Source organism: Streptomyces shinuiensis (genome assembly GCF_043660855.1).
Taxonomy (GTDB): domain Bacteria; phylum Actinomycetota; class Actinomycetes; order Streptomycetales; family Streptomycetaceae; genus Streptomyces.
This window is the reverse complement of record NZ_JBIHML010000001.1, coordinates 3,497,317-3,515,121: the sequence shown is the minus strand read 5'-3', so window position 1 is coordinate 3,515,121 and position 17,805 is coordinate 3,497,317. Positions and strand designations below refer to the sequence as shown.

Sequence of the window (17,805 nt, the reverse complement as noted above, 5' to 3'; positions counted from 1 at the left end):
TCGATTCGGTCGCTGGTTTGCGGTGACTGCGAGGATAGGCAGGGGCACGGCTGACGTACCGACCCTTGGCAGGGCACACTGTGCGCTGCGGGTCGTCACACTTCGCAGGGGGCACCATGGACGGCGAGGGGCACACCGGGCGCGAACGACTGCAGCAGCCGGACAACGGTCGTCACCGGCTGCGTTTCGCCGTGCTCGGACCGGTGCGTGCCTGGCGGGACGGCGAGCCGGTCGGCGTCGGCTCGCCCCAGCAGCGGGCCCTGCTCGCCGCCCTGCTGCTGCGCGGCGGTCAGACGGCCACCGCGCAGGAGCTGGTGGACGCGCTGTGGGGCGAGGACCCGCCGCAGCGCGCCCTGGCCGCGCTGCGCACCTACGCCTCCCGGCTGCGCAAGGTGCTCGGCGCCGAGGCCCTGATCAGCGAGTCCGGCGGCTATGCGATCCGGCTGGGCCCCGACACCGGGATCGACGCGGACACGGCCGCCGCCCACGCCCTGGAGGCGGAGAAGGCCGCCTCCTCCGGCGACCGCCACCGGGCGCGCGAGCTGTACGGCCTGGCGCTGGCGCAGTGGGACGGCGAGCCCCTGGCCCATGTTCCCGGGCCGTACGCCGAGAACCAGCGGACCCGGCTGGAGGAGTGGCGGCTGTCCCTGCTGGAGCACCTCCTCGATCTCGGCCTCCAGCTCGGCTCCCACGCCGAGGCGGTCAGCGAGCTGACCGCCCTGACCTCCGAACATCCGCTGCGCGAGCGGCTGCGCGAGCTGCTGATGCTGGCTCTGTACCGCAGCGGCCGCCAGGCCGAGGCGCTGGCCGTCTACGCCGACACCCGGCGGCTGCTGGCCGAGGAGCTGGGGGTGGACCCACGCCCGGAGCTGGCCGAGCTCCAGCAGCGCATCCTGCGGGCCGACGAGGAGCTGGCGCGGCCCGTCGAGGAGTCCGTACCGCCGGGCACGGCCACCTTCGTACGGCCCGCACAACTCCCGGCGACCGTACCGGACTTCACCGGCCGGACCGCCTTCGTCGCGGAGCTGGGCGACCAGCTCGTCACCGCCGAGAGCCGCGTCATGGCGGTCTCGGCGGTCGCGGGCATCGGCGGGGTGGGCAAGACCACCCTGGCCGTGCACGTCGCCCACGCCGCCCGCGACCGCTTCCCCGACGGCCAGCTCTACGTCGACCTCCAGGGGGCGGGCCCGGCCCCGGCGGAGCCGGAGGCGGTCCTGGGCGCGTTCCTGCGGGCCCTGGGCACCCCGGACTCCGCGATCCCCGACGGGGTGGGGGAGCGGGCCTCGCTCTACCGCTCGACGCTGGCCGGCCGCCGCATCCTGACCCTGCTGGACAACGCCCGCGACGCCGCCCAGGTCCGTCCGCTGCTGCCGGGCACCGAGGGCTGCGCCGCGCTGATCACCAGCCGGGTGCGGATGGTGGACCTGGCCGGCGCGCACCTGGTGGACCTGGACGTCATGAGCCCCGAGGAGGCCATGACGCTGTTCACCAGGATCGTCGGTGCCGAACGGGTGGGAGCCGAGCGCGAGGCCGCCATGGACGTCGTCGCGGCCTGCGGTTTCCTGCCCCTGGCCATCCGCATCGCCGCCTCCCGCCTGGCCGCCCGCCGCACCTGGACGGTCTCCTTCCTGGCCCGCAGGCTCGCCGACGAACGCCGCCGGCTGGACGAGCTCCAGGCCGGCGACCAGGCGGTCAAGGCCACCTTCGAACTGGGCTACGGCCAGCTGGAGGCGGAGCAGGCCCGCGCCTTCCGCCTGCTGGGCCTGGCCGACGGCCCCGACATCTCCGTGCAGGCCGCGGCCGCCATGCTGGACCGCACCCCGGAGGAGACCGAGGACCTGCTGGAGTCCCTGGTCGACACCTCCCTGCTGGAGTCGGCCGCCCCCGGCCGCTACCGCTACCACGACCTGGTGCGGCTCTACGCGCGCACCTGTGCCGAACGCGACGAGGCCCCCTCCTCGGACCGGTCCGCCGCGCGGTCCCGGCTGCTGGACTTCTACCTGGCCACGGCGGCGGGCGTGTTCGCCCTGGCCCGCCCCGGCGACCGGGTCGTGAGCCATCTGGCCGCCACCGAGCACCCCGGGCTGGAGTTCGGCGATCACGCCGCCGCGCTGGACTGGCTGTTCTCCGAGGCCGACTGCCTGCTGGCCTGTGTGGAGCAGTCGGCGGACGGTGACACGCTGCGCCGCGCGGCCGACCTGCTGCTCGTCGCCAAGGACCTGGCCGACTCCGGTATCCACTCACTGCGCTACGAACGGGCCGCCACCGCCGTGCACGAGGCCGCGCGGGCCGCCGAAGACGCCTGGGCCGAAGGACGCGCCCGCATCATGCTCACCCATGTTCACATCGTGGCCGGACGCTTCGAACAGGCGAACCGGAGCGCGCAGCGTGCCATGGAACTCTCCGAGGACACCGGTGACCCGGTGGTGAGCGGGTACGCACCCAACGACCGCGGCATCATCGCCATCTCCCGCGGCCGTTACGAGGACGGCGAAACGCATCTGAACCAGGCCCTCGACGCGTTCCGCGCGGATCACAACCCCAATGGCGAAGCCAGTGCGCTGTGCAACCTCTCCCGCGTTCGTCTGGGGCTGGGCCGGACGGACAGCGCGATCCGGCTCGCCGAGCAGGGCGTGGCCGTCTACGCCGATCTGGGGATGGCCATGCGGCTGGCGAACGGCCGCTACGCCCTGGCCATGGCCCTGACCGGCGCCGGGCGCACCGCCGAGGCCCTCGACCAACTCAACCAGGCTCTTGTGCTCTTCCGCGAGAGCCGCCAGCCGATGTGGGAGGGAGCGACCCATCTGCGGATGGCCGAGGCGCACATGGCGGCGCGACGGCCCACGCAGGCGGCGGCCCACGCCGAGCAGGCCCTCGCGATGCGTGTGATCGGCTGGGACTGGCGGCGCGGAAACGTGCTGACCGTACTGGGACGCGCCCTGGACGCGCTGGGCCAGACAGACCGCGCCCGGGCCTGCTGGCAGGATGCGCTGAGCATCTTCGAGTCCCTGGACTCGCCCGAGGCCGCCGAGGTGCGCAAGCTGCTCTTCCCCGTCGCCGTCGCTTAGGCACCGCAGTCATCGGCAGTGGGCGTTCATCGATTGTTTATCGCCACCCGCCATGCTTATGCACATCGATCCGCCGCGTCGGGGGGCAGGCGGGTCGATGGGTCCGACAGCCCTGCGTCGTCAGGGCGAGTAGCCCGGAAGCGCACGTCCGGCGGCCCACGGGGGAGTCGCCGGACGTGCTCAGGACCTCCCTGCCACCAGAACCTAGGAGCTGGTCCACATGAGCGAGACCACCAAAAAGATCACGACAGGCGGCCCGCAACTCGACAATCACGCGCCGGCTCCCGGCGAGGGCGGTTCAACGACCTCGGAGTCCACCGGCACCGAGACCACCGCCGCCCCGGAGACCCAGGTCAACGAGGAAAACGGGCAGTAGGACCGCACACCACGGGGGCAGACGGGGCCGGCCCCGGCGGCGCAGAGGGGGAGCCGCCGCGGCCGGCTCTTGTCATGTGCATACAGGCGATTACCGGACAGTCATGCGCGGAAGAACAGAACTGTACGCGCTGAGGAGCTACCTTCACCTCTGCGAACCCGGAACCCTTATCCCCCGGCCCACACCAAGGAGTTGGAATGACCCGCGTGACGAAGTTCCTGACCGCCCTGGCGCTGGCGGTGGCGGCGGTGGGCATCGGCGCGGCGCCGGCGCTGGCCGACAACCACGCGTTCGTTTCCTGGCCTTCCCAGCCGGCCGGAAACTGAGGCGGGTACCCGGAGGACTTCCGGGCACCCGTCGGGGGGCGGAACCGCTGTCGCGGCTCCGCCCCCCGACCCGTTCGAGTCAGGGTGCGGTCGGCCCTGGCCACGCCGCACCGCGGGGTCCCGCTGCCCGAGGGGCCCGTGTACGCGCCGCCCCCGTCGCGGTTCCCGCCGCTCCCGGACCGTTTCAGCCGATCACCGAGACGCGGCAGTCGTCCGCGGCCCCCACCATGCTCGGGTCCCTCGGCTTCACCTCGACGCGCCTGGTCTGGTCCCTTCCCACACTGACGCGCTGGGAGGAGGTGTCGATGGTGTCCCCGAAGTCGTCGACCAGATACACGTGGACGGTGTAGGTGCCGGCGTCGCCGTCGGAGAGTTCGACCACCGCCCCCTTCTTCCCCTCGGCGCACGAGATGATCTCGGCGTCCGGCTCGTCCCTGCGCGAGGAGGAGCCGGCCGAGCCGCTGCCGGCCGTCGTGCTCCGATAGCCGCTGTAGCCCGACCGGCTGCTGGAGCCGTCCTTACCGCAGCCGCCGCCCCCGCCCCCGCCCCCGCCTCCGCCTCCGCCTCCGCTCTTGCTGCTGCTTCCCCGGCCGCCACCGCCCTTGCCGCCGCCGCTTCGGGCCTGGCTGAAACCGGACAGGGCCAGCGTCACGACGGTGACGACGGCTATCAGCCTGAGATGACGTTTCACAGAGCGCTTCATAACGCGTTCTCCCCCGGGTGCGCTCGGCGCGCTCGCCCGCCTGTCGACTGCCGGATTTTCTAACAGGGTTCACGCGGAGAGCGGCCGACGGGGTTCCCGCGTAAAGCGGTTCGCCGGTGAACCGGGCGGGCGGCGGGGCGTGGCGGGCAGGGGAGGACGAGCCGTCAGGAGCGGGCCTGGCCCGTCCCCTTGGCCGCGTCCAGCGCGTACACGCAGCGGTCCCGGCTGCACGCGAAGACCACGCCGCCCGCGACCACCGGCGATCCGGTGATCTCGCCCTCCGTGGCGAGTTTCCAGCGCAGCTGGCCCCCGACGGCGTCCAGCGTGTACAGGCAGTGGTCCGCCGAGCCGAAGTGGACCCGGCCGTCCGCCGACACCGGGGCACCGGTGATCTCGCCGCCCGTCGCGAAGCGCCAGCGCGGGGTGCCGCTGACCGCGTCCAGCGTGTAGAGCGCGCCGCCGCTGCCCAGGTGGACCAGCCCGTCGGCCACCACCACCGGCTCGGCCGACTGGCGGGACTCGGTGGCGATCCGCCAGCGGTCGTGGCCGTTGGCGGCGTCCAGCGCGTACACCGTGCCCAGGTAGTCGGCCAGATACACGCCGCCGCCCGCGATCGCCGCGCCCGGCGCGAAGGCCGGCGGGCACAGGAACGCGGCGGGCGCGTCGAAGCGCCACCGCTCCGCTCCGGTGGCCGCGTCCAGGGCGAAGACGCGCGAGCCGGCGCTGACGTACACCGCGCCGTCGTCGGCGGGCAGCAGCCGCACCGGGACACCGCCGGTGGCCGAGGAGTCGCCGACCGGGTACGACCACTGCTCGGTGCCGGTGCGCGCGTCCAGGGCGTACAGCCGCCCGTCGCCCCAGACGTAGACCGAACCGCCCCGTATCACCGGACCGGCCTCGGGGGTCTCGAAGTCGGTCTGCGCGCCGGACAGCTCCCACAGCCGCTCGCCGCCCGCCGCGTCCCAGGCCTGTACGCCGCCGCCGCGGGTGCCGGTGACGACCGTGCCGCGGTCGGCGCGGAGCGCGTACACCCAGCCGTCCGCCGCCAGCCGCCAGACGTCGGAGCCGTCGCGGGCGTTCAGGGCGTACAGGCTCGGGCCGTCGGAGGCGTGGACCCGGCCGTTGCTCACGGCCATCGACCACGCCACCTCGCGGGTCTTGAACTGCCGCCGCCCCGTCGCCACGTCCAGCGCGTGGACCTCGAAGGAGGTGACGTACAGCAGGCCGTCGGCGACGACCGGGGTGCCCCACACGTCGTTCGACATCCGGAAGCGCCACGGCCGCCAGCGCGGCGGCGCGGCGGTTTCACCTCCCGCGGAGCCGCCCGCAGAGCCGCCGGAAGGGCTGTGGGAGGAGGCCTGGGAGGGGGTGCGGGGCCGAGGGTGGGCCACGGTGGCGCCGAGGGCGCCGGTGCCGTCCGCGCCGCCGCCGTCCGGCGCGCGCAGCACCCAGGACGTCGGGGAGCTCACCTCGGTGACGCGGGCGCGGGGCCGCCGGGGGCCGGGGCCGATGGGCAGCGGAGCGCCCGGCAGCCGCACGGAGCCCTCTTCCGGGGCGTGCGAGGGCGGCGGGACCGGGGCGTGCGGAGGTGGCGGCACCGGGGGCGCGGCCACTGACGCGGCGGGCGCCCCCCCGCTCCGCGGGTCGGCGGCCGGGGGCCGCCACCCGGCCCCGGGTCCGGCCGCCGCCTGGGCCGGGACGGCCGCGGGCGCGGGCGCGGCCGCGGGCTCCGGCGCCCGGTGCCTGGGCCGGGAGGCGGGCCGCACGGGCCGCGCCCGCCCGCCCCGGTGCCGCTCGATCAGCGCCACCGCGCCGGCCGGCAGCCAGGCGGAGGCCGTACCGCTGTCGTCGCCGCCGGAGGAGAACAGGTGCGGGGCGAGCTGCGCCTGGAGATCGGCCGGGGTGGGCCGCTGGTCGGGCTCGGTGCGCATGCAGGACTCGATGAGCGGTCCGAGCTCGTCGGGCAGGCCCTCCAGGTCCGGGCCCTCGCGCAGCAGCATGAAGACGGTCTCGACGGGGTTCGCCCCGTGGAAGGGCGGATGACCGGTGGCGGCGAAGACCAGGGTGGAGCCGAGGGAGAAGACGTCGCTGGCGCCCGTGACGCTGCGCGAGTCCCTCGCCTGCTCGGGTGACATGTACGAGGGGGTGCCGACGGCGACGTTCGTCATCGTCAGCCGGGTGTTGGACACCCCCGAGGCGATACCGAAGTCGATCACCCGCGGGCCGTCCTCGACCACCAGCACGTTGGAGGGCTTCAGGTCACGGTGGACCAGGCCCGCCCCGTGGATGGACTGGAGCGCCTCGGCGACCCCGGCGGCCAGCCAGCGCACGGCCTGCGCCGGGAGCGGCCCGCACTCGTTGATTATCTCCTCCAGGGACGGCGCGGGCACGTACGCGGTCGCCAGCCACGGCACCGCGGCGCGCGGATCGGCGTCCACGACGGCGGCGGTGTAGAAACCGCTGACGGCGCGGGCCGCCTCCACCTCCCGGGTGAAGCGGACGCGGAAGAGCTGGTCCTCGGCGAGCTCGGTGCGCACCGTCTTGATCGCCACCCGGCGCCCGGAGGCCGAACGGGCGAGGTAGACCAGCCCCATGCCCCCGGCGCCCAGCCTCCCGAGCACCTCGAACGGGCCGATACGCCGCGGATCGTGCTGCGTCAGCTGCTCCACCACTTGCCTGCCACCTCCCCGTCGGGGTCGACGATCGCCGCCCCGTGCAGCCTTCCACCGGCGTACCGGTCCCGCGGTCCGACAGCGATTCTTCCTGGCGAAGCCCTCGGTTGCGAACCCGGGGGCGGTGAGTCGCCCATTCCCCGGCCGGCGGGCTCCGGGACGGGCTTCCGGCCTCAGAGCACCGTGGAGGTGTCCAGGACCCCGAAGCGCGCACCCTGGTTGTCGGCGAGGACGGCGTGGCGTCCGAAGGGTGTGTCCTGCGGGCCGTCGACCGTACGGCCGCCCAGGCGCACGGTCGTGCGGACGGCCGCGTCGCAGTCGGCGACCGCGAAGTGGACGAGGAAGTGGGCGGGCATCTCCACCGGGTACGTCTCGTCGATCATCGTACGGCTGCCGACGGCATGCTCGTCGTCGGCGGGCTCCCCGCGCGGGGCCCAGACCATGACGTCGGCCGCCTCACCCGTGCTCTCGTCACCGGCCGGATACATGACGTAGCCGAAGACCTCCCGGTAGAAGGCGTCCACCGGCTCCCTCTCCCGGGTGCACACCTCCGTCCACACGTACGAACCGGGTTCGCGCACCGCCTCGAAACCCGCCAGTGCCTCCGGCTGCCACAGGCCGAAGACCGCGCCGCCCGGATCGACTGCGGTGGCCGCCACCCCGTCCCGGCCGACCGCCTCGGGCTCGGTTACGAGCTGCCCGCCCGCGGCCCGGATGCGCCGGGCGGTCGCCGCGGCGTCGGGGGTGGCGAAGTAGACCGTCCACACCGTCGGCAGCCGGCCGTCCGGCTTGCGGACGAGCGACGCGGCCCGCCGGCCGTCGAGCAGCGCGACCGTGCGGGACTCCTGTCCGGGCGGTCCGGGCGGTGCAGGGGCGCCGAAAGTCCAGCCGAACAGCTCGCCGTAGAAGCGTTTGCCCGCCTCCAGGTCGGGAAGCATCGCGTCGGTCCAGCAGGGTGTGCCCTCGGCGGAGGCGCCTTCGGCAGCGACCATCTCCCGCTCCTTCCGTACGGTTGCGCCCCGACAGGCGAACGCCATCCACGTAGCACCCCTCTTGTAGTAGATCACCCCATTTGGGGTCGGTCGAATCGCGGGCCGATCATCCCTCGGTAAGCTGACGACATGACAGGACAAGTACGAACTGTTGACGGCCGGGTGGCCGGGCGCCGCGGCCAGGCGACGCGGCAGAAGCTGCTCACCTGCCTCGACGAAATGCTCAGCTCGTCGCCCTACCGCGACGTCCGGGTGATCGACGTCGCCCGGCGCGCGGGCACCTCCCCCGCGACCTTCTACCAGTACTTCCCGGACGTGGAGGGCGCCGTCCTGGAGCTGGCCGAGGACATGTCCAGGGAGAGCTCCTCGCTGAGCGAGCTGGCCACCGACCGTACGTGGACGGGCAAGGCCGGGTGGCGGACGGCGGAGGAACTGGTGGACGGCCTCCTCTCCTTCTGGCGGGAGAACGACGCGATCCTGCGGGTGGTGGACCTGGGCGCGGCGGAGGGGGACAAACGTTTCTCCAAGATCCGCGCGAAGGTCCTCGGCGGGATCACCGGCCCGCTGGCCGACTCCATCGGAAAGCTCCAGTCCAAGGGCAAGGCGGACCCCGACATCAGTCCGGCCGCCGTCGCGGGCTCGCTGGTGTCGATGCTCACCTCGGTGGCCGGCCAGCAGAAGGCCGCGCAGAGCTGGGGCGCCAAGAAGTCCGATCTGAAGCCGAACCTCGCCTATCTGCTCTACCTGGGCGTCACGGGCCGCAGGCCCAGCCGGTAGGGCGCCCGGGCCCCGGCCTCCGTGCCTCCGCCCGGCCCCGAGCCCGCGCCCGTCCCGTTCCTCCTGTCCGTGCCCGGCTCCCCGGGCGGCCGGCCCCTGTCACCGGCCGCCCGGGGGCCTTTCCATGTGCCGGGCGTCCGGGTTCTCCGGGACGTGGAGCACCGCGGCGCCCGTCACATGCGGCGCCGGCATCGACGTACCGCTCATCGTCCGCACCTCGGTCCCCGAGCCGATCCCGGCCGACGGGACGGGGCGCCGGGCGCGAACACGCCCGCGCGGCCACCGTGATCACGGACGGCTCGCGGGCGGGCGGCCGGGTGCACGCGCCGGTGGCCTTGTTGCCCGCCGTTGCCCGCCGTTGCCCGTCCCGGACCACGACGGTGATCCCCGCCTCGGCCATCGTCCGCACCGCCGCGTCCTCGGCGTCGCTCGCGGAGCCGCCGGTCGCCGTCCACGAAGTCGTAGCCGCAGGAGGCGTGCCCGCCGAGGTCCTCGTGGGCGATGTTGACGCCGGAGTCCACGACCTGGGTGTTGCGGGACATGGCGTTGGTGACACAGGCCGATGCCGGTGAAACCGAGGTGCCTCGACGGGCATCGGTCGGGTACCGTGCGGGCCATGTCGAGTCCTGAGTCAGACACGGCGGGGGCTTTCGGTCACGCCGTCAGCCCCTGAACCACTGAGCTCGTAGCCCTGCCGTCGCGCCGCCTTCCGCGGCCGGGCGAGTGCGCCCTTGGGGCTGGCCGCGGTGACGAGATGCCCTCCTCGTGCTTCTCCTCATCTCGGAGCCACTCGATGCCTCTCCCGTTGTATCTGCTTGCCATGGCGGTCTTCGCCATGGGCACCTCGGAGTTCATGCTCGCCGGCCTCCTGCCGGACATCGCCTCAGGCCTCGACGTCACGGTCGGGACGGCAGGCACGCTCACCTCGGCCTTCGCTGTCGGCATGGTCGTCGGCGCCCCCCTGGTGGCCGCGCTGGCCCGCAACTGGCCCAAGCGCTCCAGCCTTCTCGGTTTCATCCTCACTTTCACGGCAGCTCACGCCGTGGGCGCCATCACCACCGGCTTCCCGGTCCTGTTCGCCACCCGGGTCGTCGCCGCGGTCGCAAACGCCGGGTTCCTCGCCGTCGCTCTGACGGCCGCCGCCACGCTGGTCCCGCCCGACAAGAAGGGGCGTGCGCTGGCCGTGCTGCTGTCGGGCACGACGATGGCCATGATCGCCGGCGTCCCCGGGGGGTCGGTACTCGGCACGGCACTCGGCTGGCGGGCCACCTTCTGGACCGTCGCCGCTCTCTGTCTGCCCGCGGCTCTCGGCATCCTGAAGGGGATTCCCACGGGACGTGTGAAGGAAGAGGCGACCGGCGGGCCGGCCTTGCGAGCGGAGTTCGCCCAGCTCACCGAACCGCGGCTGCTCCTGGTGATGGGGCTCGGCGCGTTGGTGAACGCGGCAACGTTCGCAAGCTTCACCTTCCTCGCCCCCGTGGTGACCGGCACCGCCGGGCTGGGCGAACTGTGGATTTCGGTCGCCCTGGTGCTCTTCGGGGCCGGTGCCTTCGTCGGCGTCACCGTCGCCGGCCGGCTGTCCGACCAGCGTCCCGGTCTGGTCCTCGCGGTCGGTGGTCCGTTGTTGCTCCTCGGCTGGCCGGCCCTGGCGGTGCTGGCCGAGGAGCCGGTCGCCCTGTTCGCCCTCGTGCTCGTGCAGGGCGCGCTGTCGTTCGCGCTGGGCAGCACGCTGATCACGCGGGTCCTCCACGAGGCCGCGGGAGCTCCCACCATGGCCGGGGCGTACGCGACCGCGGCACTCAACGTCGGCGCCGCCATCGGACCGCTCGTCGCCGCGACCACCCTCAGTACCGGGCTTGGGAACCCCGGGCCGCTGTGGGCCAGCGGGCTCTTGGTCGCCGTCGCGCTGCTCATCGCGTTCCCCTTCCGTACCGTGGTTGCGGCCGGCCGAAGCGCTGAGGTGCTCCGGTGACGCATGTGAACGCCCCCCTGAACATCGGGGGGCGCCGACGGCTCGTGGAGCGCTTCCGCAGCCGTCCCATCTCCCACGTGGCCGCCGAGGCCGGTGTCTCCCGGGCCTGCCCGTCCAAGTGGAAGAACCGCTACGACCAGTACGGCGAGGCCGGGCTGCGGGACCGCTCCGGCAGCCCGCGCTTCACCGGCCCAGACCCCGCCCGACGTCGCCGAACGGATCGAGCGACTGCGGCGGGACAACAAGTGGTCCGCCCGCAGGGTCGCGCTCGAACTCGAAGGCCACGGTGTGCGCATCGGCGAACGCACCGTGGGCCGGTGGCCGGCGCGCCCGGGTATCAGCCACCGCCGGTTCCTCGATCCCGACGGATCCGCCAACCGGCGCCCGCCGGCCGGTCCGCAACCCCGTCCGCCGGGCGAGGTGGTGCCCGCTTCCGTGGTGACGGTCGCGGCCCGGTGTCCGGGAAGGTCCCCCGGGCGGCGCACGGAGGCGGAGCGGCGGTCTTCCGGGTATCCGGGCCCCGGGGCGCAACTCCCACGTCCCGGGGTCCGGGCACGCGGGGGCGTACCGGTGAGGAGCGCGATCGGCGGTGCCTCCCCGCATCGCGCCGGGGCCCTTCCGTGACACACCGTCCCGGAGGGCCCCGGCTTCCTCCCCTCCCCGTTCCCTTCGCACACCGCGCGGATTGGCGGGCCCCCTGCCGGAGCAGGATCGGTACGTGACGACGACGAGCGCGAGGACGTACGGGGAGCGGCATGCGGCGGTGCGGCTGCCGGAGTTCACCGGGGCCGACCTGGAGGAGGTCTGCGGAGGCGTCCCCGATCCCTTCGAGATCGAGGGGCTGGCCATGGCGTGGCGGCCCAAGCGGGAGCACTTCGGCATCAGGCGGGAGGGTCGTCTGACCGCGCACGCGGGCCTGGTGGCCGTGCCGGTGTCGGCCGCGGGCCGGCGTACCGAGGCGGTGGGCCTGGGTGGTGTGATCGTCGCTCCCGGGCTGCGCGGACAGGGGCTGGCGCGGGCGGTCGTCACCGCGGCGATGGACCACGCGCGCGGCATGGGCCCCGAGGTCGGCCTGCTGTTCTGCTGGCCGGAACGGATGCCGGTCTACGAGGCACTGGGCTGGCGGGAGTTGGAGGAGCACGTCCGCGTCGAGCAGCCGGACGGACCGGTGACCATGCCGATGCGCACCATGTGGACGCCGCTGCGCGAGGGCTCCGGCTGGCCGCCCGGCCCAGTACGCCTGCTGTCGCTGCCCTTCTAGTGCCGCGTCAGCCGAGGTTTCCCCGGCCCCGGCCCGGGAAGCCGGGCCCGCGGTGTCGTCCCGGCGTTCGGAGGCCGGGCACGCGGGGGAGGAAGCGGGGCATAGACTCATGGGCATGCACATGTCCGACGACAGCAGACCAGTGCACATCATCGGGGGAGGACCCGGCGGGCTGGCCACCGCCGCCGCGCTCAGGGAGCGCGGCATACGGTCCGTCGTGCTGGAGAGGGCCGGCTCCGTCGGTGCCTCCTGGCGCGGCCACTACGACCGGCTGCGCCTGCACACCACGCGCCGCCGGTCCGCACTGCCCGGCATGCCGATCCCGCGCTCGTACGGGCGCTGGGTGCGCCGGGACGACCTGGTGCGCTACCTGGAGGAGTACGCGCTCCATCACCGGCTGGAGATCGCCGCGGGTGTGGAGGTCAACCGCGTCGACCGGGCCGACGACGGCGGCTGGGTGCTGCGCGCCAACGGCGGCCGGGAGCTGGCCGCACCGGTGGTCGTGGTGGCCACCGGGCACAACCACACCCCGCGCGTGCCCGACTGGCCCGGCCGCGACTCGTTCGGGGGCGAGTTGCTGCACGCCCGCTCCTATCGCGACGCCCGGCCGTACGAGGGCCGGGACGTGCTGGTCGTCGGCACCGGCAACACCGGCACCGAGATAGCCCTGGACCTGGCCGAGGGCGGCGCGGCGCGAGTGCGGCTGGCGGTGCGCACCCCGCCCCACATCGTCCGCCGCTCCACCCTGGGCTGGCCCGCGCAGGCCACCGGCATCGCGGTGCGGCGGCTGCCGGTGCGCATGGTGGACTCCATGGCCCGGGGACTGGCGAGGGTCTCCCTGCCGGACCTGTCGCGTCACGGCCTGCCGCGCCCCGAGGCCGGCCTGTACACCCGGGTGCGGCAGGGCGCGATCCCGGTGCAGGACACGGGTTTCGTCAAGGCGGTGCGCCAGGGCCGGATAGAGCCGGTGGCCGCGGTGGAGTCCTTCGACGGGTCCGAGATCACCCTCGCCGACGGCAGCGCCATCGCCCCGGACGCCGTCATAGCGGCCACCGGCTACCGGCGCGGGCTGGAGGAGATGGTGGGTCACCTCGGCGTGCTGGACGAGCGCGGGCTGCCCCGCGCCCGCGGCCCCCGTACGCTGCCCGCCGCCGCGGGCCTGTACTTCACCGGCTACACCAACCCCATCAGCGGCATGCTGCGCGAACTGGCCATCGACGCACGGAAGATCGCCCGCGCCGTCGCCCGCACGACGACCGAGTGACGGACCGGTCGGCGGGCCCTGCGCCGGACCCTGACCAGGACCCGGTCGCATGTCCGCCCGCCGCGCGGGTCGTCTGCCTGGACGCCGCCGACCGCGTTCTCCTGCTGAAGTGGCGCGATCCGTACGACGGTTCACGGCTCCGGGAGCCGCCCGGCGACGGCATCGAGCCCGGTGAGACGCCGCTGGGGGCGGCACGGCGCGAACTGGCCGAGGAGACCGGCCCGGACCCCGCCGCGGTCCTGGACCGGCCGGTGCCCGTCGACCGCGACGTGCGGTGAAGGGGGCGGTACTGCACGGGCACGGAACTGTTCTTCCCCGCCCGTTTCGGCGGCGAGCGGCCGACGGTGTCGCGGGTCGGCCTGCTGCCCCATGAGGAGACCTCGCTGGAGGCGTACGCCTGGGCGCCGTGGCCGGATCTGGGCTCGCTGCCCGGCCGGGTCGAGCCGCCGCACCTGCTCTCCGTCCTGGCGGCCCTGCTGCCGGACGGCCCCTGGCGCGGGCGGCTCACCCCGTGAGGCCGCCGGGGAGGGCGGGCGGCGCGCCGGGGGCGTTCACGGCGCGGAGCGGCGGTGCGGGCGGCGCGGTGTCAGGTGCGGACCGGCTGGGCCCGCGGCTCGTCACAGGCGTCGCGCGGGACGGCACGGGCCCCGGTCCTTCCGGCGTCCCCCGCGTCCCGGGCGCCCGCGCTCTCGGCCACCGCACCGCTACCGCTGTCCAGTTCGCACCAGATGCGCTTGCCCGTGCCCTCCTGGAGCCAGCCCCAGCGGTCGGCGAGCCCGCCCACCAGTTCCAGACCGCGTCCGCCGGTGGCCTCGCCCTCGGCCCGCCGCCGCAGCGGCGGGCTGCTGCTGGTGTCGGCGACCTCGATCCGTACGGTCCTCCTTCCCGTCACGAGGCGCCCGGAGAGGAACATGCGCAGTACCGCGGGACGCCCGGTGTGGACGACGGCGTTGGTCACCAGTTCCGAGACCAGCAGCACCAGTGTCTCCACCAGGGACCCGTCCGGCTCCAGGCCGAAACCGGCCAGTCTCGACCGGGCCCATCTGCGGGCTCTGCCCACCTCCTCGGGATCGCTTCCGACCTCCAGCTGCACCTGAAGCATCTGCACCCTTCACACCGTCCATGACCCGGGTCCGCACGGCCCCACGCCGACGCGAGGCCACTGTCCGTTCCCCCGGTGTCGCACAGAGTGCTGGAACCGGCGTCGCGGCAACAAGCGCTTCGGGCATATTCCGGCGCAAAGGAGTAGTGACACCGCATGCTGTGCGACGCCCGGGCCGGAGAGTCGAACATCCGAGCCCGGCGGGCGGAACGCGCTCCGGCGCGCGGCCGTCCGCCGCGGTGCGCCACCGAACGCGCCGCCATGCGACCAGGTGCGCCCGTACTCGCCAACTCCCCTTCCCTCGGACACTTTTCGTGATCGGCTTGAGGCATGGAAGCGATAGCGGCACTCATCGCCGTCCTCGGCACCCTGTTGGGTTCGGGTATCACCTACGCGTTCCAGCGCCGGACGACCGCGTACGGCGAGGAGCTGGCGCGCCGGGAGCGGCTGCGGCAGGAGAGGATCGACGCGTACTGCCTGTACGCCGGAGCCCTGCACAACTACCGGCGGATGCTGGTGCACCGGTGGTTCGCGGAGCACGAGAGACCCGGCGAGGAGGACATGCCCTCCCTGCTGCGGGAGATCTACCGGCTGCGCTCGGAGGCCCACGAGTCGCTGTTCCGCGTACAACTCCTCACGCAGTCACCGGAGTTGGAGGAGGTCGCACGGTCCGCCCTGGAGACGGTGACCGCCCTGTACGGCAAGGAGGTGGACCGCCGGGGCCTGGACGCCCTCCGGACCTCCTCGAAACGGGCCATCGAGGGCTTCGTCACGGCGGCGGCGCCCTATGCGGGCGAACCCCCGGAGACGGGCGCCGCACCGGCGCGGCGGGGAGGGGTCAGGCGCTGAGCGGGCTGGCGGCGTCGTCCGCCGCCGCGTCGAGATCCGGGTAGCAGTCGAAGAGACGGCGGACGCCGAGCGCGGCGAGGACCCGGTTGACGTGGGAGCCGTCCACCGCGCCCTGGGCGGGGAGGATCAGCCGGAGGCGGCCGGCGCACGAGCGCATCAGCCGGCGCGAGGCTATGAGGACGCCGACGCCGCTGGAGTCGCAGAACAGCACCTGCGACAGGTCCAGCACGAGGCTGTGGCGGCCGTCGGCCACGGCGTCGTGCACATGCTGGCGGACCACGGGGGAGGTGACGAGATCCAGCTCACCCGACACCCGCAGCACGGCCCACTCCCCCCGGTCCTCCCCGATCACCTTCAACGACACGTGCTCGTAGTCCCTTCATCCGCCGACACCGACCGGAACGTTCCCTTCCCGACTTTTCTCCTCACCGACCGCCCCTGCCGGACATCGTCACGACACCTGCAGACCCCGACCCTATGCCGAACCAGGTCTCCGCCTCCCCCAACTTCCGGTCACACCCGCGTAACACACCACCGGATCCGGACAGGACCGAACCGTCCCGATCAGTCCGAAGGTGCGCAAAGTGACCGGACGGCGACCATGCGCAACCGTGTGGAGGAGCACACTCACGCAAAGGGAGGGATCCTGTCAGCTTCTGCCATTACATTCGAGATGAGCAGCAGCAGGCTGGGGGTGGAGGATGCCGAACGAGACGCCCGACGGGACACCCTGCACGGCACGTCCTCACCGGGACCACGGGATACGGTGGCGGCTGGTGCGGGGCGAGGAGTCCGCGCTGGCCGAGCTGTACGACGGGCACGCGTCCGTGGTGCGCGGCCTCGCCCACCGCTTCCTGGACGACGAGGACGCCGCGGACCGCGTCGTGACGGAGGTCTTCGCCGGGGTCTGGGCGGATCCCGGGGCGTACGAGCCGGAGCGCGGCTCGCTGCGCTCGTGGCTGACCGAGCTCACCCGGCGGCGGGCGCTGCGGCACCTGGACGAGAGCCCCCTCGACCCGGAGTCACGGGCCCGGCTGGAGGAGCGGATCCGCGCCGCGTCCGCCGCCGCCCGCGCGGAACGCATGGTCACCGCCATGCCCGGCTCGCTGCGGACGGTCCTGGAGCTGGCCTACGTACGGCGCCGGGACTATCGCGAGGCCGCCGCCGAACTGGGCGTCAGCGAGGACGAGACGCGGCGGCGGCTGAGGCTGGGGCTGCAACTGCTGTCCACGGCCGCGGAGAACGGGGCGGAGAAGGCCTCGTGAGCCCCGCCGGGAGCCGGAAGGCCGGACGCGCGGCCGGGCCGGAGGCCGAAGGGGGCGGCGGAGAGGACCCCGACGGGCATCTCGCCCTGAAGTCCCTGCTGGGCGTATGGGCCCTGGCGGTCTGCTCCCCGGAGGAGACCGCGGCCGTCGAGGCGCATCTGCCCCGGTGCCCGTCCTGCGCCGGGGAGGCGCGGCGGCTGCGGGACGCCGTGGGGCTGATGCACCGCGAGGAGAGCCTGGATCCGGACCCGCTGCTGCGTTCGCGGGTGCTGGAGGAGTGCCTGCGCCGGCGCCCGGCCCACACGCCGCTGCCGGAGTGGGTGGCGCCGTACGACGCGGAGACCGCGCGGCTCGACGCGCTGCTGTGCGACATGGGCGAGGCGGAGTGGAGCGCCCCGGTCCGGCTGCGCTGGGCGACCGGCGAGCGCGCGCTGACGCTGTGCGGGGTGCTCGCCCACCTCGGTTCGGTGGACGGTCTGGTGGCCACCGCCCTCGGGCTGGACGACCCCCTCGGCCCCGGCGCCCCGCGCACCGTGGGCGACCGCACGGAGACGGCCGTCGAGCGGTGCCGCGCGCACGGGCCGACGTTCGTGCGGAACAAGTGGCGCACCCAGACCCGGAACATCGTGCGCACCGCGGCCCTGCACGCCCACGAGGCCGGTCTGCCGGTGGACTTCACCGAGTTCCGGCGCCCGTTGCGCGACGCGCTGGCCGGGCGGGCTTTCGCGTGCTGGATCCACGCGGAGGACATCGCCGCGGCGGTCGACTACCCGTACGGGCCGCCCGCGCCCGAACACCTGGCCCGCATGGTCGGATTCGTCGTCCGGCGGCTCCCGGAGGCCATCGCGGCGCGGCGCCGCGCCGGGCTGGCCGCCCCGCCGCGCCGGCTGACGGCGGCGGGCGCGCCGGGCCGCACCCTCCGTCTGGAGATCGGGGGCCGGGGCGGCGGCGACTGGTACATCCCCCTGGACTCCCCGGCCGCCCTCGCCTCTCCGGAGCACACGGTGGCCCGCCTCGCGCTGGAGGACGCGGAGTTCTGCCGGCTGGCCGCGGGCCACGTACCGCCGCGCGAGGCGGCGGCGGGCCGGGAGGGTGACGGGGAGGCCGTCCGTGACGCACTGTGGGCCGCGGCCTCGCTCTCGCGGATGTGACCCGCACCCCCGGCCGGGGTCGCGGGC

Annotated in this window: 18 protein-coding genes and 1 pseudogene; 13 read left to right on the top strand and 6 right to left on the bottom strand. The window is 74.1% G+C overall.

Annotated features, from left to right (window positions below; all coding sequences use genetic code 11):
- Positions 1-116 precede the first annotated feature (116 nt).
- The 3 genes from afsR (at position 117) to ACGRHY_RS16085 (ending at position 3,770) form a co-directional block, all read left to right on the top strand.
- Positions 117-3,068, top strand: a complete 2,952-nt coding sequence (afsR, locus tag ACGRHY_RS16095; protein WP_394636026.1) for an SARP-family global regulator AfsR — start codon at positions 117-119, stop codon at positions 3,066-3,068.
- Positions 3,069-3,288: 220 nt separating this feature from the next.
- Positions 3,289-3,444: a hypothetical protein gene (locus ACGRHY_RS16090; RefSeq protein ID WP_394636025.1), complete on the top strand. Its 156-nt coding sequence runs from the start codon at positions 3,289-3,291 to the stop codon at positions 3,442-3,444.
- Positions 3,445-3,641: 197 nt separating this feature from the next.
- Entirely contained in the window at positions 3,642-3,770 is a 129-nt protein-coding gene (locus ACGRHY_RS16085) for a hypothetical protein (protein WP_394636024.1), read from the top strand.
- Positions 3,771-3,954: 184 nt separating this feature from the next.
- On the opposite strand, the gene ACGRHY_RS16080 is transcribed toward ACGRHY_RS16085, so the two are convergent.
- From ACGRHY_RS16080 to ACGRHY_RS16070, 3 genes are all read right to left on the bottom strand, one after another.
- The gene (locus ACGRHY_RS16080; protein WP_394636023.1) at positions 3,955-4,461 is read right to left on the bottom strand and encodes a hypothetical protein; all 507 of its coding nucleotides are present in this window, start codon (positions 4,459-4,461) and stop codon (positions 3,955-3,957) included.
- Positions 4,462-4,637: 176 nt separating this feature from the next.
- Positions 4,638-7,145, bottom strand: a complete 2,508-nt coding sequence (gene afsK / locus ACGRHY_RS16075; protein ID WP_394636022.1) for a protein serine/threonine kinase AfsK — start codon at positions 7,143-7,145, stop codon at positions 4,638-4,640.
- A gap of 173 nt (positions 7,146-7,318) precedes the next feature.
- Positions 7,319-8,137, bottom strand: a complete 819-nt coding sequence (locus ACGRHY_RS16070) for a VOC family protein (RefSeq protein WP_394636021.1) — start codon at positions 8,135-8,137, stop codon at positions 7,319-7,321.
- Between the two features lie 129 nt (positions 8,138-8,266).
- On the opposite strand from ACGRHY_RS16070, the gene ACGRHY_RS16065 reads away from it, so the two are divergent.
- The 3 genes and pseudogenes from ACGRHY_RS16065 to ACGRHY_RS16055 form a co-directional block, all read left to right on the top strand.
- Entirely contained in the window at positions 8,267-8,914 is a 648-nt protein-coding gene (locus ACGRHY_RS16065) for a TetR family transcriptional regulator (RefSeq protein ID WP_394636020.1), read from the top strand.
- 793 nt (positions 8,915-9,707) lie between these two features.
- The gene (locus tag ACGRHY_RS16060; RefSeq protein ID WP_394636019.1) at positions 9,708-10,886 is read left to right on the top strand and encodes a Cmx/CmrA family chloramphenicol efflux MFS transporter; all 1,179 of its coding nucleotides are present in this window, start codon (positions 9,708-9,710) and stop codon (positions 10,884-10,886) included.
- Positions 10,883-11,056: pseudogene (locus ACGRHY_RS16055) on the top strand (helix-turn-helix domain-containing protein); the annotation flags it as partial. The gene ACGRHY_RS16060 and the pseudogene ACGRHY_RS16055, both read left to right, overlap by 4 nt.
- A 13-nt stretch (positions 11,057-11,069) precedes the next feature.
- On the opposite strand, the gene ACGRHY_RS16050 reads toward ACGRHY_RS16055, so the two are convergent.
- The gene (locus ACGRHY_RS16050) at positions 11,070-11,231 is read right to left on the bottom strand and encodes a hypothetical protein (RefSeq protein ID WP_394638218.1); all 162 of its coding nucleotides are present in this window, start codon (positions 11,229-11,231) and stop codon (positions 11,070-11,072) included.
- A 373-nt stretch (positions 11,232-11,604) separates the two neighbouring features.
- Between ACGRHY_RS16050 and ACGRHY_RS16045 the strand changes: the two genes are divergently transcribed.
- The 4 genes from ACGRHY_RS16045 to ACGRHY_RS16030 all read left to right on the top strand — a co-directional run bounded on the left by ACGRHY_RS16045 (position 11,605) and on the right by ACGRHY_RS16030 (position 13,926).
- The gene (locus ACGRHY_RS16045; protein WP_394636018.1) at positions 11,605-12,147 is read left to right on the top strand and encodes a GNAT family N-acetyltransferase; all 543 of its coding nucleotides are present in this window, start codon (positions 11,605-11,607) and stop codon (positions 12,145-12,147) included.
- 121 nt (positions 12,148-12,268) lie between these two features.
- A complete protein-coding gene (locus tag ACGRHY_RS16040; RefSeq protein WP_394638078.1) occupies positions 12,269-13,411 on the top strand; it encodes a flavin-containing monooxygenase in 1,143 nt (380 codons plus the stop codon).
- Positions 13,408-13,689, top strand: a complete 282-nt coding sequence (locus ACGRHY_RS16035) for an NUDIX domain-containing protein (RefSeq protein WP_394636017.1) — start codon at positions 13,408-13,410, stop codon at positions 13,687-13,689. The genes ACGRHY_RS16040 and ACGRHY_RS16035 overlap by 4 nt, the downstream gene beginning before the upstream one ends.
- Positions 13,690-13,755: 66 nt before the next feature.
- Positions 13,756-13,926 (top strand): hypothetical protein, encoded by a 171-nt coding sequence (locus ACGRHY_RS16030; RefSeq protein WP_394636016.1) that lies wholly within the window; start codon positions 13,756-13,758, stop codon positions 13,924-13,926.
- 71 nt (positions 13,927-13,997) lie between these two features.
- Here the strand turns inward: ACGRHY_RS16030 and ACGRHY_RS16025 are convergent, their stop codons facing one another.
- Positions 13,998-14,519, bottom strand: coding sequence for an ATP-binding protein (locus ACGRHY_RS16025; protein WP_394636015.1), 522 nt, complete (start codon positions 14,517-14,519; stop codon positions 13,998-14,000).
- A 324-nt stretch (positions 14,520-14,843) separates the two neighbouring features.
- On the opposite strand from ACGRHY_RS16025, the gene kilB reads away from it, so the two are divergent.
- A complete protein-coding gene (gene kilB / locus ACGRHY_RS16020) occupies positions 14,844-15,362 on the top strand; it encodes a plasmid transfer protein KilB (RefSeq protein ID WP_394636014.1) in 519 nt (172 codons plus the stop codon).
- On the opposite strand, the gene ACGRHY_RS16015 is transcribed toward kilB, so the two are convergent.
- Positions 15,352-15,726, bottom strand: a complete 375-nt coding sequence (locus tag ACGRHY_RS16015; protein WP_394636013.1) for an STAS domain-containing protein — start codon at positions 15,724-15,726, stop codon at positions 15,352-15,354. The genes kilB and ACGRHY_RS16015 overlap by 11 nt on opposite strands.
- 337 nt (positions 15,727-16,063) lie before the next feature.
- Here ACGRHY_RS16015 and ACGRHY_RS16010 point away from each other — a divergent pair, with 337 nt between their 5' ends.
- Together ACGRHY_RS16010 and ACGRHY_RS16005 are read left to right on the top strand one after the other, a co-directional pair.
- Complete coding sequence (locus tag ACGRHY_RS16010; protein ID WP_394636012.1) at positions 16,064-16,627, top strand: RNA polymerase sigma factor; 564 nt, start codon at positions 16,064-16,066, stop codon at positions 16,625-16,627.
- Positions 16,624-17,778, top strand: a complete 1,155-nt coding sequence (locus ACGRHY_RS16005) for a zf-HC2 domain-containing protein (RefSeq protein ID WP_394636011.1) — start codon at positions 16,624-16,626, stop codon at positions 17,776-17,778. Before ACGRHY_RS16010 ends, ACGRHY_RS16005 begins: the two co-directional genes overlap by 4 nt.
- Positions 17,779-17,805 lie beyond the last annotated feature (27 nt).